We start from the raw sequence: 15,597 nt of genomic DNA on the forward strand, positions 1-15,597 counted from the left end.
GCGCACCGGGTCCGGCGGGGTGCTCAGGCAGGCTCGACGCTGAGCCACCAGTCGGTGAGGCGCTGCACGCGGATGGGCAGCGCGGCGCCGAGCAGTTGCAGCGCCTGGTCGGTATCGCCCAGGGGGAAGGCGCCCATCACCGGCAGGCCGGCGACCGCCGGGTTGCAGCCGATGTGGCCGTGGCGGTAGCGGGCGAGGGCTTCGACCAGCTCGCCGAGGGGCATGTCGTCGGCCACCAGCACCTGGCGCGTCCAGGACTCGCCGGCCCGTTGCACCGGGGCGGGCGTGCCCATGGACAGGCGGTCGAAGTCGATGCGCTGGCCAGCCTCGATGACGCTGAGCTGGCCGCTGTCGGCGCTGCGCACTTCCACCGCGCCCTGGTAGACGCTGAGGCGGGTGAAGCCTGGGTCCTGGCGCACGCCGAAGCGCGTGCCGAGGGCGCGCAGGCGGCCGTGGCGGTTCTCCAGCAGGAAGGGGCGCGTGGCGTCCCTGGCGGTGTCGATCAGCACCTCGCCGAAGCGCAGCCGCAGCAGGCGCTGCTCGCCACTGAACTCGGCGTCCACCGCGCTCTCGGCACGCAGCCACAGGTGGCTGCCGTCGGCGAGCACGGTCTCCCGGGTCTCGGCGGTGCCGGTGGCGAAGTCGGCCGTCCAGCCGGCCACCAGGCGCGGCAGCGGCGTGGTGCGCCAGGTGCCCCAGCCGAGCAGCGAGCCGGCGCCCAGCACCAGCAGGCTCTTCAGGCCCTGGCGGCGGCTGATGCGGCGCGGGTCGCCCTGCAGCATGTGGCTCGCCAGCGTGCGCTCGCCCTCGGCTTGCAGCGGGGCGAAGCGCTGGCCGACGCGCTCGACGTACTGCCAGGCGTCGCGGTGTTCAGGGTGCTGGTCGAGCCAGGCCTGCCATTGCGCCTGCAACTGGGCACTGGGGGCGTCGTCGTGCAGCAGCACGTACCAGTGGGCGGCCTGTTGCAGGCTGGTGTGGCTGAGGCTGCGTTCCGGGCTGGCCATGGTGCTCATTCCACCAGCAGGCCGTCGAGTTCGGCCTCCAGCACGGCGCAGTGGAGGAAGGCCTGGGCCAGGTACTTCTTCACCATGCGTTCGGAGACGCCGATCTCCACGGCGATCTCGCGGTAGGGCATGCCGTCGAGCTGGGCCATGAGAAAGGCACGGCGCACCTTGTGCGGCAGGCGCAGGAGCATGGCGTCGACTTCATGCAGGGTTTCGATGATCAGCGCCCGCTGCTCGGGGGACGCCTGCACCGCCTCGGGACGGGCAGCCAGGGCGGCGAGCCAGTCCTGCTCCAGCTGTCGCCGGCGCCAGTGGTCGATGCACAGGCCACGGGCGATGGTCGCCAGGTAGGAGCGCTCGCCCGTCGTGCCGTCGAACACGCGGGGCCGCAGCAGCACGCGCAGGAAGGTGTCCTGCATCAGGTCGGCGGCATCGAAGCCGCTGCCCAGGCGACGGCGCAGGAAACCCAGCAACCAGGCGGAGTGACTCTGGTAGAGGGTATGGATCGGGGCATTGGTCGGCGGCATCGGAGCGGGGATCCAGCGCGGGTGCGCTCTGTTGCGAATGAGAATTAGTGGCAACTATACGGATCGGCCTTGCGCCCCGCAATGCGTCTTCGTGGTTGCCATCGCTTCCCATGCACCCCGCCGGTTGGCACGGCGCCGCCGGTGCGGCCGGTCGGGTTACTGGCGCGAGAAGCCGCGTCGTTCCAGTCCGTGGGGGGTGGTGCCCAGCTGCAGGGGCGAGCCGATGAAGCCGTGGAGTTCGCCCAGGCTGCGCTGCTTGCTCATGGCATCGACGCAGGCCACCAGCAGCATCTCCTCGGCCACCTCGCGGATCAGGCCGCGGATGCGGCGCTGGCTGAACGCCGCCTCGCCGTCGAACTCCCGGCTCAGCTCCTGGATGCCGCCCTTGCTCAGGGTCAGCAGCCACTTGCCATCGCTGCGTGGGGTGATGGCGACGCTGTGGTCGGGGAACGCTTCGTAGATTTCCTTGATGGCGGTGAACATGGGCTGGGCCTCCTTCTTGTAGTCAGCCCCCAGTCCATTGCAGCCGGCGTGCCAGGAACGCATCCGGCGCGAGCCCAGCAGAATCAAGCGATTGGCTATAAGCGCAGCGTGGACGCTCGTGCAAAACGCATGAAGAGGCCGCAGTGGCCTGGGCAATTTGCAAGGCGGTGCCTGCGCCAGCTGTCGTGGGTGCGATGCAAAGGCTCAAGAGCGGTGTCTGTGGAGCGATGCTGGGCTTCCGGAACACCCACCGCATGGGTTTCGCTTCGCTCTACGCCATCCTACGGGAGGTCGGGCGGACGCCGCCGTGTGCAGCGCCGCCAGGCTTATTCGGGCGGGCGTGGCGTTTCCACCAACTGCGGCTGCAGCAACTCGGCGATGCGCTCGCGCACGCTCTGCTCGGGTTCGCGGTCGAGGGTGCGTCGCAGCAGTTGCAGGGTGTCGGCCGGCCACTGGTTGCGACCCCAGGCGGCGAGGGTCTTGAGCGCCATGTGGCGGTTGCGCACCACCGGGCTGGCGAGGCCGGTGGCGACGAGATCCCAACCCTGCACGGGGAAGCGGCCGAGGTCCTGGAGGATGAAGTCCAGCGCGCTGTGCTGGCGGTATTCCGGGCCCAGGCCGAGGGCACTGCCGGGGCCGCTGGCGATGTGCGCCAGGTCCAGCTGCTGGCGGGCCAGTTCGAGGACCCGGCTGGCCCGTTGCGGGTCGTTGGTCTGCATCAGCTGGTACCAGGCCGAGGAGCGCTGGCTGCGCTGGCGTTCGAACCAGGCGTCCCAGGGGTCGATGTCCAGGTGGCCGGCGGCGGTGGCGGCGAGCCAGAAGAGGCGTTCCTCGTCCTCGCCCAGGCCCTGGTGCACCAGTTGCGGCCACTGCGGATTCTCGCGGATGGCGTCGGCACGGCGGGCGATGTCCTCGCGGCAGGCCTCGGTCCACCCGTGACGGGCGAGCTGCTCCCAGTCCTGGTGCGGGTCGCGGGCGAAGTCGCGGATGCCCTCGACCACCAGGAAGTGCCCGAGGTGCCGTGGCGGCCGGCGAGCCAGGTGGTCGAGCAGGTGCAATACCGCCTCGGCGCCGTCGGCGTAGTCGTTGATGTCCTGGGCGGGGCCGCCGTTGATCAGTGCCTCGATCATTTCCACGGCGCCGTCGAGCAGGCCGTCGTCCACATCCTGGCCGCTCAGCGCTGCCAGCAGGTTGCCGCCCACGGCGCAGGGGTAGGCCAGGTATTCCACCATCACCGAGTTCTGGTAGCCCTCGCGCAGCAGCCAGTCCTGCACGGCGGGCGAGGGGGTCTGGGCAAGGCGCTCCACCAGGTGGATGCGACCCCAGCCCCTGACCTTGCGGGCCAGCGCCCACCAGGCGCGCTCGCGCTCGGGTGGCGCCAGGGTGTTGCCTAGGGCAATGGTGGCGAAGAGGGTGAATTCCTCGTGCTGGCCGAAGGTCATGAACAGCTCGCGCTGGCTGCCGCTGTCGAGCACGCCGAGCAGGGCCAGGGCGAACTTCACCGCGCCGCGGTCGGGGCTGCTGCGCGCCAGCCACAGGGCCAGCGCATGGAGTCGCGCGCGGGGCAGGCCGGGGCGCTGCTGCAGGCGTTCGACCAGTTGATCGATGAAGCCGAGCACGCTGCCGTCGGCCACCATTTGGTAGAGGCGGGCCATGTTTCGGGTCGGATCGTCGAGGGTGGCGAGCAGGGCAGCCATCACCTCGTCGGCGGTGTCGACATCGTCGGCAGAGGCGTGGTGGCCGAGCACGCCATCGAGGGCGCCCGGGGCCCAGCGCAGTTCGTTGCCGGTGGCGGTCGGGGCTTCGTCGGGCAGGGTGATCTCGCTGTCCGGCAGGCCGCCGGGGGCCTCGGCGAAGGCGGCGAGGAAGCCATGCAGGCTTGGGCGCTCGATGGCCCAGGGGATGGGATACCCCTGGGTCTGGCCCTTGTCGTCCCTGACGATGCGGAAGAAGGTGGCGATCCAGTTTTTCATCGGTGCGGCGACAACGGCGGGAAAGCGCTCCTGTTTACCGCAACGGCCGGCGTGCGGCAATCGTGGCGCTTCAGGAGCACGACGCAGTCGACGTGGTCAGGTCGAACGGCGGCTGCGGGCCTCGTGGAGGATGCGTTGCAGCTCGGCCACCAGCGCTGCCTGGCAGCGCTCCAGGCGGGGCGCGTCGATGCCGGCCTGGCGCAGGGCGTCGCAGGCGCGCATGAGGCCCGGGGCGTCGATGGTGCAGGCGAGGCCGGAGAGGCGGTGGGCGCACTGGGCGATGAGGTCCGGCCGGTTGCTGGCCAGCGGCGTGGCGAGGCGCTGCAGTTCGTTTTCCAGGTTGCGCTCGAGTTCCGCCAGCAGGCGCTCCATCAGGCTGTGGTCGAGACGTTCCAGGTGGCCGAGGTCGAAAGCCATGGCCGGTACCGGCGGCGCGACGGGGCTGCGCCCGGCGAGGGCGGCGGCCAGGCGCTCGAGGGTCACGGGCTTGATCAGCAACTCGTCCATGCCTGCCTCGCGGCAGCGCTCCGCTTCGTCGGCCAGGGCGCTGGCGCTGTAGCCGATGATGCGCCGGGGAGCACGTCCGCTCTCGCTTTCCAGGCGGCGCACCGCGCGGGCCAGGGCGTAGCCGTCCATGCCCGGCATGTTGCAGTCGGTGATCAGCAGGTCGAATTCGTCCTCGGCCCAGGCGGCGAGCGCGCAGGCGCCATCGGTGAGCACGCGGGCGCGGTGGCCGAGGCTGGCCAGCTGCTGCTCCAGCACCAGGGCGTTGATGGACAGGTCGTCGACCACCAGCACACGCAGGGGCTGGGTGTCGGTGCGGGCCGAGGCGGGCGCGTTGCGGTACGCGGCGGAGGGCGCGGGGCGCCAGTCGAGGTTCATCTCCAGGGTGACGCTGCAGCCCCGGCCGGGCTCGCTTTCCAGGCTGATGCGCCCGCCCATCAGGTGCACCAGCTCGCGGCAGATGTGCAGGCCGAGCCCGGAGCCGCCGTGCAGTTGCGCGACCTCGGCGTCGGCCTGGCGGTAGGGCTCGAAGACCCGTGCCTGCACGCCGCGGGGGATGCCGATGCCGTCGTCGCTCACGCTCAGGGTGAGCAGGCTGCTGGTCGGGCCCGTGTCGCGCAGGCGGCCGGCCAGGCTGACGGTGCCGTGGCCGCTGAACTTCACGGCGTTGGCCAGCAGGTTGTGCAGCACCTGGCGCAGGCGCAGGGGGTCGACGCGGTACAGCCGGTGCGCCGGCAAGGCGCAATCCAGTTGCAGCGCCAGGCCCTTTTCGCGGGCGCGGGCGGCGAACAGCTCCAGGCTCTCGCGCAACAGCGCGGCCAGGTCCACGGGGCGGGGCGCCAGTTGCATGCGACCGCTCTCGATGCGGTCGAGGTCCAGGATGTCGCCCACCAGGTCGATCATGGCGTCGGCGGACTGCCGGGCGATGCGCAGGTTCTCCGAGCCCGGCCGGGCGCGGCTCTCCAGCTCCAGCAGGCCGACCAGGGCGTTGAGCGGGGTGCGCAACTCGTGGCTCATGGTGGCGAGGAAACGGCTCTTGGCCGCGCTGGCGTCCAGGGCCTGGCGCTGGGCGTCGCGCAGGCGGGTTTCCAGTTCCTTGCGGTCGCTGATGTCGATCCAGCCGCCGAGTACGCCCAGCAGCTTGCCGCGGGCGCTGTAGAAGGGCACCTGCCACTGGTAGAGGTGGCGCGGGCGGCCGTTTTCCTCGGTGCAGCTGTCGAAGAAGCGTGGCTGGCGGCTTTCCAGCACTTCCTGCAGGCGGCTCTCGAGGGCGTCGGCCAGCGCCAGGCACATGCCCTGCTGGCGTGGCGTGGTGCCGCGCATCTCATCGAGGGAGCTGGCGAAGAACTGCTCGTAGGCCCGGTTGCAACTGCTCAGGCGGCCTTCGAGGTCGCGCACGTAGAGGGGCGTCGGCTGGCCGTTGAGCAGCGAGAACTGGAAGGCCAGCTGGTCGCTCAGCTGGCATTGCGCGGCGCGGCGCTGGTGGATCTGGCGTTGCAGGCGCCAGTTCCACAAAAGCGAGAGGATCACCACCACCGCCACCAGCACCAGCAGGTGCCAGAAGGTCTGCGGCAGGTCGCGCCAGTCGATGTCCGAACGCTCCAGCGTCTCCAGCAGGCTCAGGCCGTCGTCGAACAGGGTGACACCGTAGTCGGGCCCTGACGAGGTGTCGGTCAGGCCGAGGCAGCCGCCGAGGCGTCCCCCTGGCCCGGGCTCGCAGGGGACGAGGTCGGCGATGCGCAGCGGGCAGCTCAAGGCCGCTTCGGCTGGGGCATGGATACCGGCGCCGGAGAGCAGGCCCAGCAGCAGGAGGAGGCGCAGGGAGAAGGTCATGGGCAGTCCTCAGGCCAGGCCGTTTTCCTGGATGTAGAGGTACAGCGCGGCGTTGGTGTCGAGGCCGAGCTTGCGCATGGCGCTGGTCTTCTGTGCGCTGATGGTCTGCTTGCTGCGGCAGAGGCGCTGGGCGATCTCGTTGATGGCCAGGCCGCTGCCGTACAGGCGCAGCACCTCCACCTCGCGCGGGGAGAGTTCGTCGATCTGCGCCAGGGGCTTGCCATGGGCGGCTTCGCCGAGCTGCATCAGGCGCTGCAGGGAGCCGGAAACGAACGGGCGCCTGGTGCTGGCGCCAAGGGCGCGAGGCAGGTCGGCCAGCAACCCGCGCTTGCTCACCAGGCCCTGGATGCCGAGCTTGAGCAGCGAGGCGGCGAGGGCCGGGTTGTCGAGCATGGTGACGACGATGATCGCCAGTTGCGGGTAGCGACGACGCAGTTGCTCAATCAGTCGCAGGCCGTCCGCCTGGCGGCTGTCCGGCATCATCAGGTCGGTGACCAGCAGCTCGCAGGGGCGGGCGGCGAGCTGTTCGAGCAGGCCGTCGGCGCTGTGGGCCTCGCCGACGATCTGCAGCGAGCTCTCACGGCTCAGCACGGCACGCAGGCCGATCAGGGTGATGGGGTGGTCGTCGACTATCAGGGTTCGTCTGTGCATCTGCTACCAGGGCTCGCGGAATCGGTACGGCGCACATGGTAGGGATGGCGGGAACGCGGGTATCGCGACCCGCGTGCAGTTCGGTAGGAATCGGATCAATCCGACATTTGTCGTCGGGCGCTTCCCACCGAGTGCCTGAAGTCTTACGGAAAAGCCTCGGGTGCCGGGAAATGGATGACACCCATGGCTGTAGGCAAGCCGCTACTGGACCTGCTGGCGGGGCGGCTGGATGGCACTGTCGAGTGCCGCGATCATCGAACCCACCAGGCCCGGTTGCTGCTTTTCGGCGTTCTGCAGGATGGGCGCGAGGCTGGCGATGCGCTCGGCGGCGGGGCCGCTGCCACGGTTGGCGGCGACGGCGAACCAGGTGTACGACTCCAGCTCCGGCTGAGTGGAGGGGTACTCGCCGCTGAGCAGTTTCTCGGCGTAGAGCACCATGGCGTCGAGGTCGCCGGAGAGGGCGGCGAGCTTGGTGGCTTCGGCGGCGGCCTCGTTCTCGGCGGGCTCGGCGTTCAGCGCGATGGCGGTGGCGTCGCGCTCGGCCGGTGCGGCGATGCTTGGCGCCAGGCACGGCAGCGGTTCGTGGGCCTGGGCCACCGAGGTTTCGATCGGCTGGCCCTGCTGCTGGCGCAGGGCGAGCTGGTAGAGCGGGGCGGAGACGCTGTCGCCGGCGTCGCTGGCCACCTTGAGCAGCGCCAGGCCGCGCTGCGGGTCGTTCAGGTAGGGCTCGCAGGTGTTGAGGTAGAGCAGGCTGATTTCACGCAGGGCGCGGTCGCTGGTGCGCGCGGCCTTCTCCATCAGGCGGGTGCCGTATTCCACGTCCTGCTGCACCCCGGTGCCGCGCAGGTAGTTCCAGGCCAGCACGCGGCTGGCCTCGGCGCTGCCCAGGGCGTCGGCCTGGCTCAGGTGGTCCAGCGCAGCGGCCTGGTCGGCGGGTACGCCTTCACCGGTCAGGTAGTGGCGGGCCAGCTCGTAGTGGGCGCGGGCGTTGCCGGCGTCGGCGGCCTCGTGGAGGCGGGCCAGGAGGGTTTCGGTGTCGCCGATCTCTTCGGCGACCATGGCCTGGGCGAGGATTTCCCGGGCCGGTTCCGGGCGCGGCTCGATGTTGCGCGTGCTGCCCTTCACGTCGTCCGGGTCTTCGGCGACCCACACCATCGGCGCTTCATAGCTGGGCACGCCGTACACCGGGTTCTCCGGCGGCAGCGGGCGGTTGCGCGTGGCGACGACGGGCTTGGCCTTGAGTGGCTGGAAGCCGGAACTGCAACCGGCACAGAGCGCGGCGGCGAGCAGGAGGAGGGCGAAACGCATCTTCATGGGAACGTAGGGAGCCTTGAAACCATTGCGGGAGACGGGTCGGAGGCTGCATAGCATTCCAGAGTGCGGCGCCCGATCCAAGCCGCAGGCGGGAATTGACGGTGCCGTACGTCAGGCTGGCGAAGCGGGCGCCTTCTCCGTAGGAGCGGCTTCAGCCGCGAAAGGCCCGCAGCCGGGTTGCGAGTGACGGATGCCCCAACGCGAATGAATTCGCTCCCACAAAGAGCTTCGCGAGCAGAGCTCGCTCCTACGGGTTGTGCCTTGGTGTGGGTTGTCGGGTTGCACCCGACCTACAGGCGGCACCAACGGTGCGATGTTCGGCCTCGCGGCGGGCTTTACTCGTGGGAGCGGCTTCAGCCGCGAAAGGCCCGCAGCCGGGTTGCGAGTGACGGATGCCCCAACGCGAATGAATTGGCTCCCACAAAGAGCTTCGCGAGCAGAGCTCGCTCCTACGGGTTGTGCCTTGGTGTGGGTTGTCGGGTTGCACCCGACCTACAGGCGGCACCAACGGTGCGATGTACGGCCTCGCGGCGGGCTTTACTCGTAGGAGCGGCTTCAGCCGCGAGAGACCCGCAGCCGGCAGTGGGCCGTGAGTGGCGGATGCCCCATCGCGAATGAATTCGCTCCCACGGGAGAGCAGCCGAACGTAGCCCGGGCTCCAGCTGGGGCTGCTCGGCGTCAGGCGCCGAGCATCCCCGCGCGGGTCGAGGGGTTGAGCATCGCCCGCAGGCGCGGGTCTTCGGTGTCGATGGAGACCAGGTCGAGGCCACGCTTGCGCAGTTCCTCTTCCTGCTGGATGGCGGCCAGCTCGGCCATGCGCTGGGCGATCTGCTTCTCGATCTGCTCCTGCTTCTCGGGCGGCATGGCGTCGATGTCTTCCTCGGTCAGGCCCATCTCCTTGAGGATCTTGTCACGCATCTTCTCGCCGGCGGACTTGTCCATGTAGTCGTGGAATTCCTGGGCGGCGGCGCTGCGGGCGGGCTTGTCGACACTGGCGGCGGCTGCGCCGGCATCGGCGTAGACATCATCGGTGGTCTGGTTGCCGGCCGCTGCGGCGGTGCCGCCTTGCAGGTTCACGCGCATGCGGGCGAAGGCTTCGTCGTAGGCGGCGTCGCGTTGCGCGGCGGCCTGGTCGACCCTGGGCGCGGCCTTGGCCTGGTTCGGCTGTGGGGTGGCGGTCGGCTGCGTGGTCTGCGGGGGGACCGGGCGCCCGTCGCCGTAACGCACGAGCTTGAGCGTGTGCGTCATGTCCTGCAGCTTGGAGCGGTCGAGGCCACCGAGGCCGGTGCTGAAGAGGCTCATGCTGAATCCATCCATAGGAAGTCCTTGTGCCCGCTGGCTGAGCAAGGCCTGTGCCAGCAGCCGGAACGCCCGTGCCAGGGCCTTTCGCTGCCAGGCGGGCGGGTGCCGGGCGGCAAGCGGTTGCCGCCCGTGACCGTCGTCTTGCCGCCGGCTTGCCGCAACCTTGTAGACTGCCGGCCGGTTTGCAAACGGAGCGGGAGGGGTATGGACGGTTTATCGCCACTGGCGGCCTACCGGCACGCGGTGGATGACCTGGGGTTCGCGCCGGATGCCGCGCAGCTGCACGCCGCCACCTTGCTGGAGCAGTGCCAGCAGGCCCTGCACGAGGGGGCCGGTGCCATCGGCGGGGTGTACCTCTGGGGCCCGGTCGGGCGCGGCAAGACCTGGCTGCTGGACCGCTTCTACCAGGGGCTGCGGGTGCCCGCACGGCGTCTGCACTTCCATCACTTCATGCGCTGGGTGCACCGCCGCCTGTTCGCCCTGACCGGCACCGCCGACCCGCTGCGCGCCCTGGCCCGCGAGTTGGCGCTGGAGGTGCGGGTGCTGTGCTTCGATGAGTTGTTCGTCAGCGACATCGGTGACGCGATCCTCCTCGGTGGGTTGTTGCAGGTGATGTTCGAGGAAGGCGTGGTGCTGGTCGCCACCTCCAACCAGCCGCCGACGCAGCTGTATGCGGACGGTTTCAACCGCCAGCGCTTCATCCCCGCGATCGAGGCGATCGCGCGGCACATGCAGGTGGTGGCGGTCGATGGCGGGCAGGACCACCGCCTGCACCCCGGCGCCGCGCAGCCGCGCTACTGGGTGATAGAGCCGGGCCGCCCGAGCGTGCTGGCGGCGGTGTTCGCCGAGCTGGACGACGGCGCCGCCAGCCACGATCGCCCGTTGCACCTGGGCCATCGCGACATCCCCGTGCACCGCCAGGGCCCGGTGGCGCTCTGGTGCGACTATGCCGCGCTCTGCGAGGCGCCGCTGGCCGCCCTGGACTTCATCGCCCTGTGCGACCGTTTCGGCGCCATCCTCCTCGGCGCCGTGCCGCGCCTGGGGGCCGCGCGCCGCGAAGGGCGCATCGCCCGGGGCACCGAGGACGGCGCCGAGCGCGTGGCCGCCGGTGATCGCCAGCTGCCGCAGCTCTCGCCGCTGGACGATGGCGTGCGTCGCTTCATCGCCCTGGTGGATGAGTGCTACGACCGCCGCGTGCCCCTCTACATCGAGGCCGAGGTGCCGCTGGAGCAGCTCTACACCGAGGGTTGGCTGGAATTCCCCTTCCGCCGCACCCTGAGCCGCCTGCGCGAGATGCAACTGGCGCGTTTCGGCCGCGCCTGAGCCCGGCGCGCACGATGGGCGGTCCTTGAGGGGGCGCCGGCGCGGCCGCATATTGGCCGGCATGAAGCCGACTTCCCCTACCGCCGACATCGCCCTGGCCGATTTCCACCCGGCCGTGCGCGCCTGGTTCACCGGGCGCTTCGCCGCACCCACCCCGGCCCAGGCCGAGGCCTGGCCGGCCATCCGCGCCGGTCGCTCGACCCTGGTGGCCGCGCCCACCGGCTCCGGCAAGACGCTCACCGCCTTCCTCGCCGCCATCGACGAGCTGGTGGAACAGGGCCTCGCCGAGGGCGGGCTGCCGGATGCCTGCTTCGTGGTCTACGTGTCGCCGCTCAAGGCGCTGTCCAACGACATCCGCATCAACCTCGACGAGCCCCTGGCCGGCATCCGCGCCGAGCTGCAGCGCCAGGGCCTGGGCGATGTGGCCATCCGCACCGCGGTGCGCACCGGCGACACGCCCCAGGCCGAGCGCGACGCCATGCGCAAGCGCGCGCCGCACATCCTGGTGACCACGCCGGAATCCCTCTACGTGCTGCTCGGCTCCGAGTCCGGGCGCGCCATGCTCGGCAGCTGCCGCAGCCTGATCGTCGATGAGATCCACGCCATCGCCGGCAGCAAGCGCGGCAGCCACCTGGCGCTGAGCATGGAGCGCCTGGAAAGCCTGTGCGGCCGGCCGTTGCAGCGCATCGGCCTGTCCGCCACGCAGAAGCCCATCGAGGCGGTGGCGCGCTTCCTCGGCGGCACGCCTCGGGGGGGCGAGTCCCGCGACTGCCTGATCGTCGACGTCGGCTACAGCCGCGAGCGCGACCTGGCCATCGAGGTGCCGCCGCTGCCGCTGGAGGCGGTGATGAGCAACGATGCCTGGGAGACCGTCTACGACCGTCTCGCCCGACTGGTGGCCGAGCACCGCACCACGCTGGTCTTCGTCAACACCCGGCGCCTGGCCGAGCGCGCCGCGCGGCACCTTTCCGAGCGCCTGGGCGAGGCCGCCGTCGCCGCCCACCACGGCAGCCTGGCCCGCGAGCTGCGCCTGGACGCCGAGCAGCGTCTGAAGCGTGGCGAGCTGCGGGTGCTGGTGGCCACCGCCTCCCTGGAGCTGGGCATCGACATCGGCGATGTCGAGCTGGTCTGCCAGTTGGGTTCGCCGCGCAGCATCGCTGCCTTCCTGCAACGCGTGGGGCGCTCCGGGCACAGCGTCGGCGGCACGCCGAAGGGGCGGCTGTTCCCCCAGTCGCGGGATGACCTGGTCGAATGCGCTGCACTGCTCGACTGCGTGCGCCGGGGCGAGCTGGACAGCCTGGTGATCCCGCGCCAGCCGCTGGACGTGCTGGCCCAGCAGATCGTCGCCGAGGTGGCCAACCAGGAGTGGGGCGAGGACGAGCTGTTCGCCCTGATGACCCGTGCCGCGCCCTATGCCGAACTACCCCGGGCAAGCTACGACGCCGTGCTGCGCATGCTCGGCGAGGGCTACAACGGCCGCAACGGCGTGCGCGGCGCCTACCTGCACCGCGATGCGGTCAACCGCCGCCTGCGCGGCCGGCGTTCGGCGCGGCTGGTGGCGCTGACCTCCGGCGGCACCATCCCCGATGCCGGTGACTACAACGTGCTGCTCGAACCCCAGGGCATGCAGGTGGGCACGGTGCACGAGGACTTCGCCGTGGAAAGCATCGCCGGCGACGTGTTCCAGCTGGGCAACCAGTCGTACCGCATCGTGCGCGTGGAGCCGGGGCGGGTGCGGGTGGAAGACGCCCGTGGCCAGCCGCCGAGCATTCCCTTCTGGCTCGGCGAGGCGCCGGGCCGCAGCGATGAGCTGTCCGCCGGGGTCTCGCGCCTGCGCGGGGAGATCGAGCGCCTGCTGGCCGCCGCCGACGGCGATCTGCAGCTGGCCATCGACTGGCTGACGGGCGAGCTGGGCCTGGGCGAGGCCGCCGCCCGCCAGATGGTCGAGTACCTGGCCCGCGCCCGGGCCGCCCTGGGGCGCCTGCCGACCCGCGACTGCCTGGTGATGGAGCGCTTCTTCGACGAGTCCGGCGGCATGCAACTGGTCATCCATTCGCCCCTGGGTAGCCGGGTCAACCGCGCCTGGGGCCTGGCGCTGCGCAAGCGCTTCTGCCGCAACTTCAACTTCGAACTGCAGGCCGCCGCCACCGAGGATGCCCTGGTGCTGTCGCTGTCCACCAGCCACAGCTTCCCGCTGGACGAGGTGTGGCGCTACCTGCATTCCAGCAGCGCCGAGCAGGTGCTGATCCAGGCGCTGCTGGACGCGCCGCTGTTCGGCGTGCGCTGGCGCTGGAACGCCACCAGCGCCCTGGCCCTGCCGCGTGCCTCGGGCGGGCGCAAGGTGGCGCCGCAGCTGCAGCGCATGCGCAGCGAGGACCTGCTGGCCAGCGTCTTCCCCGACCAGGTGGCCTGCCAGGAGAACCTGGTGGGCGAGCGCGAGGTGCCGGACCACCCGCTGGTGGCACAAACCCTCGATGACTGCCTGCACGAGGCCATGGACGCCGAGGCCTGGCTCGACCTGCTGCGGCGCATGGAGAGCGGTGCCGTGGAGCGGGTGGCCCGCGACCTGCCGGCACCCTCGGCGCTGGCGGCGGAGATCCTCGGTGCGCGGCCCTATGCCTTCCTCGACGATGCGCCGCTGGAGGAACGCCGCACCCAGGCCGTGCAGAACCGCCGCTGGACCGACCCCGAGTCCAGCGACGACCTCGGTGCCCTGGACGTCGAGGCCATCGCCGCCGTCGCCGAGGAGGCCTGGCCCCAGGTGCGCGACGCCGACGAGATGCACGAGGCGCTGCTGGCGCTGGGTTGCGTCACCCCGGCGGAGGTGGAGGCCAATAGCGGTTGGGCGGGCTGGTTGGCGCAACTGGGCCGGGCGCGTCGTGCCGCCTGCCTGCACCTGGAGGGCCGCCCCGCATTCTGGCTGGCTGCCGAGCGCCTGCCGCAGCTGCTGGCCCTGTACCCGCTGGGCTCGCTTGAGCCGGCGATCACCGCGCCGGCCGGGTTCGACACCTGCTGGGAAACGGAGGCTGCCTTGCTGGAGCTGGTGCGCTCGCGCCTGGGCTGCTTCGGCCCGCTGACCCTGGCGCGCATCGCCGCCGACCTGCGCCAGGCGCCGGGCGACATCGCCTTCGCCCTGGCCGCGCTGGAGCGCGAGGGCCATGTGCTGCGTGGTCGCTTCAGCCCGGGTGCACGGGAGCAGGAGTGGTGCGAGCGGCACCTGCTGGCGCGCATCCATCGCTACACCGTCAAGCGCCTGCGCCGGGAGATCGAGCCGGTGGAGCGGGCGGACTTCATGCGCTTCCTCTGCGACTGGCAGCACCTCTCCAGTGCCACGCGCATGCGCGGTGCCGAGGCGCTGGCCGGCGTGCTCGGCCTGCTGGAAGGCTTCCAGGCCGCTGCCGGTGCCTGGGAAGGCGAGTTGCTGCCGGCCCGCGTCGCCGACTACGGCATCGACTGGCTGGACGACCTGTGCCGTTCCGGGCGCATCGCCTGGAGTCGTCTCGCCGCCCCGGCTCGGGCCGCCGGCGGGCCGTTGCGCAGCACGCCGATCCTGCTGCTGCCGCGCAAGAGCCAGGGGCTCTGGCGCGCCTGCGTGGGCACGGCGGTGGTCGCCGAGCCCTCGCCCCGAGCCGAGCGGGTGCGCGAGGTATTGGCAGGGCAGGGCGCCCTGTTCTTCGACGAGTTGCTGGAGGAGACCCGCCTGCTGCGCAGCGAACTGGAGTATTGCCTCGGCGAACTGGTGGCCCTGGGCCTGGCCAGTGCCGACAGCTTCGCCGGCCTGCGCTCGCTGCTGATGCCCGCCGCCCGGCGCAGCCGCACCGACCGCCGTGCGCGCCTGGCGCTGGCCAGCATGCAGGATGCCGGGCGCTGGTCGCTGCTGCGTGGGCGCGGTGAGGAGGGCCGTCCCGGCCAGGTGCCGGCCGAAGCCCTGGAACATGTCGCCCGGACCCTGCTGCGCCGCTATGGCGTGGTCTGCTGGCGCCTGCTGGAGCGCGAGGCGGACTGGCTGCCGAGCTGGCGCGAGCTGCTGCGCGTCTATCACCGCCTGGAAGCGCGCGGGGAGATCCGTGGCGGGCGCTTCGTCGCTGGCGTTGCGGGCGAGCAGTTCGCCCTGCCCGAAGCCGTCGGCCTGCTGCGCGAGGTGCGCAAACGGCCGCTTTCGGGGGAGCTGGTCGGCCTCTCCGCCTGCGACCCGCTGAACCTGCAGGGCACCTTGCTGCCCGGCGCCAAGGTGCCCGCCGTGGCCGGCAACCGCCTGCTCCTGCGCGACGGCGTGCCGGTGGCGACCCTGGTGGCCGGCAAGTTCGCCCTGCTGCAGGAGACCGACGGCTTCACCGCCAGTCAGTGGCAGGCCGCGCTGATCCGCCAGCCGACCGCCAGCGCCCTGCAGGGCCATGGCGCCCGGCGGATGACGATGCGGCCCTGATCGTTGTTCTTTCCTTGTGGGAGCGGCTTCAGCCGCGAAAAGACCCGATGACGGCACGAGGCTGCGAGTGGGTCGGTCGCTCCATCGCGAATGAATTCGCTCCCACGGGGGAGCCTCAGCGGGCCTGCGTAGGTTGGCGCCGGCAGGCGGCCCCTGTGGGAGCGGCTTCAGCCGCGAAAAGACCCGAAGCCGGCACCAGGCTGCGAGTGGGTCAGTGCTCCATCGCGAATGAATTCGCTCCCACGGGGAGTCTCTGC

The 15,597-nt window shown here is 71.1% G+C and carries 10 protein-coding genes; 2 read left to right on the forward strand and 8 right to left on the reverse strand.

Annotation, left to right across the window (positions count from 1 at the left end; genetic code table 11):
• Positions 1–23: 23 nt before the first annotated feature.
• The 8 genes from WFQ67_RS25105 to WFQ67_RS25140 all read right to left on the reverse strand — a co-directional run bounded on the left by WFQ67_RS25105 (position 24) and on the right by WFQ67_RS25140 (position 9,591).
• Positions 24–1,004, reverse strand: a complete 981-nt coding sequence (locus WFQ67_RS25105; RefSeq protein WP_337058509.1) for a FecR domain-containing protein — start codon at positions 1,002–1,004, stop codon at positions 24–26.
• 5 nt (positions 1,005–1,009) lie between these two features.
• On the reverse strand, positions 1,010–1,531 hold the full coding sequence (locus tag WFQ67_RS25110) for a sigma-70 family RNA polymerase sigma factor (protein WP_213629445.1): 522 nt from the start codon (positions 1,529–1,531) through the stop codon (positions 1,010–1,012).
• Positions 1,532–1,687: 156 nt separating this feature from the next.
• A complete protein-coding gene (locus tag WFQ67_RS25115) occupies positions 1,688–2,014 on the reverse strand; it encodes a hypothetical protein (protein WP_213629446.1) in 327 nt (108 codons plus the stop codon).
• A gap of 326 nt (positions 2,015–2,340) precedes the next feature.
• Entirely contained in the window at positions 2,341–3,987 is a 1,647-nt protein-coding gene (locus WFQ67_RS25120; protein ID WP_337058510.1) for a hypothetical protein, read from the reverse strand.
• Between the two features lie 96 nt (positions 3,988–4,083).
• Positions 4,084–6,324, reverse strand: a complete 2,241-nt coding sequence (locus WFQ67_RS25125) for an ATP-binding protein (RefSeq protein ID WP_337058511.1) — start codon at positions 6,322–6,324, stop codon at positions 4,084–4,086.
• Positions 6,325–6,333: 9 nt separating this feature from the next.
• The gene (locus WFQ67_RS25130) at positions 6,334–6,975 is read right to left on the reverse strand and encodes a response regulator (RefSeq protein WP_213629452.1); all 642 of its coding nucleotides are present in this window, start codon (positions 6,973–6,975) and stop codon (positions 6,334–6,336) included.
• A gap of 201 nt (positions 6,976–7,176) precedes the next feature.
• Positions 7,177–8,289 (reverse strand): tetratricopeptide repeat protein, encoded by a 1,113-nt coding sequence (locus tag WFQ67_RS25135; RefSeq protein ID WP_337058512.1) that lies wholly within the window; start codon positions 8,287–8,289, stop codon positions 7,177–7,179.
• Positions 8,290–8,967: 678 nt separating this feature from the next.
• Positions 8,968–9,591, reverse strand: a complete 624-nt coding sequence (locus WFQ67_RS25140; protein ID WP_337058513.1) for a hypothetical protein — start codon at positions 9,589–9,591, stop codon at positions 8,968–8,970.
• A gap of 204 nt (positions 9,592–9,795) precedes the next feature.
• On the opposite strand from WFQ67_RS25140, the gene zapE reads away from it, so the two are divergent.
• Positions 9,796–10,914: a cell division protein ZapE gene (gene zapE, locus WFQ67_RS25145; RefSeq protein WP_337058514.1), complete on the forward strand. Its 1,119-nt coding sequence runs from the start codon at positions 9,796–9,798 to the stop codon at positions 10,912–10,914.
• Between the two features lie 61 nt (positions 10,915–10,975).
• Entirely contained in the window at positions 10,976–15,340 is a 4,365-nt protein-coding gene (locus WFQ67_RS25150) for a DEAD/DEAH box helicase (RefSeq protein ID WP_337058515.1), read from the forward strand.
• Positions 15,341–15,597 lie beyond the last annotated feature (257 nt).

It is taken from the genome of Pseudomonas sp. USHLN015 (assembly GCF_037153275.1).
Classification (GTDB): domain Bacteria; phylum Pseudomonadota; class Gammaproteobacteria; order Pseudomonadales; family Pseudomonadaceae; genus Metapseudomonas; species Metapseudomonas tohonis.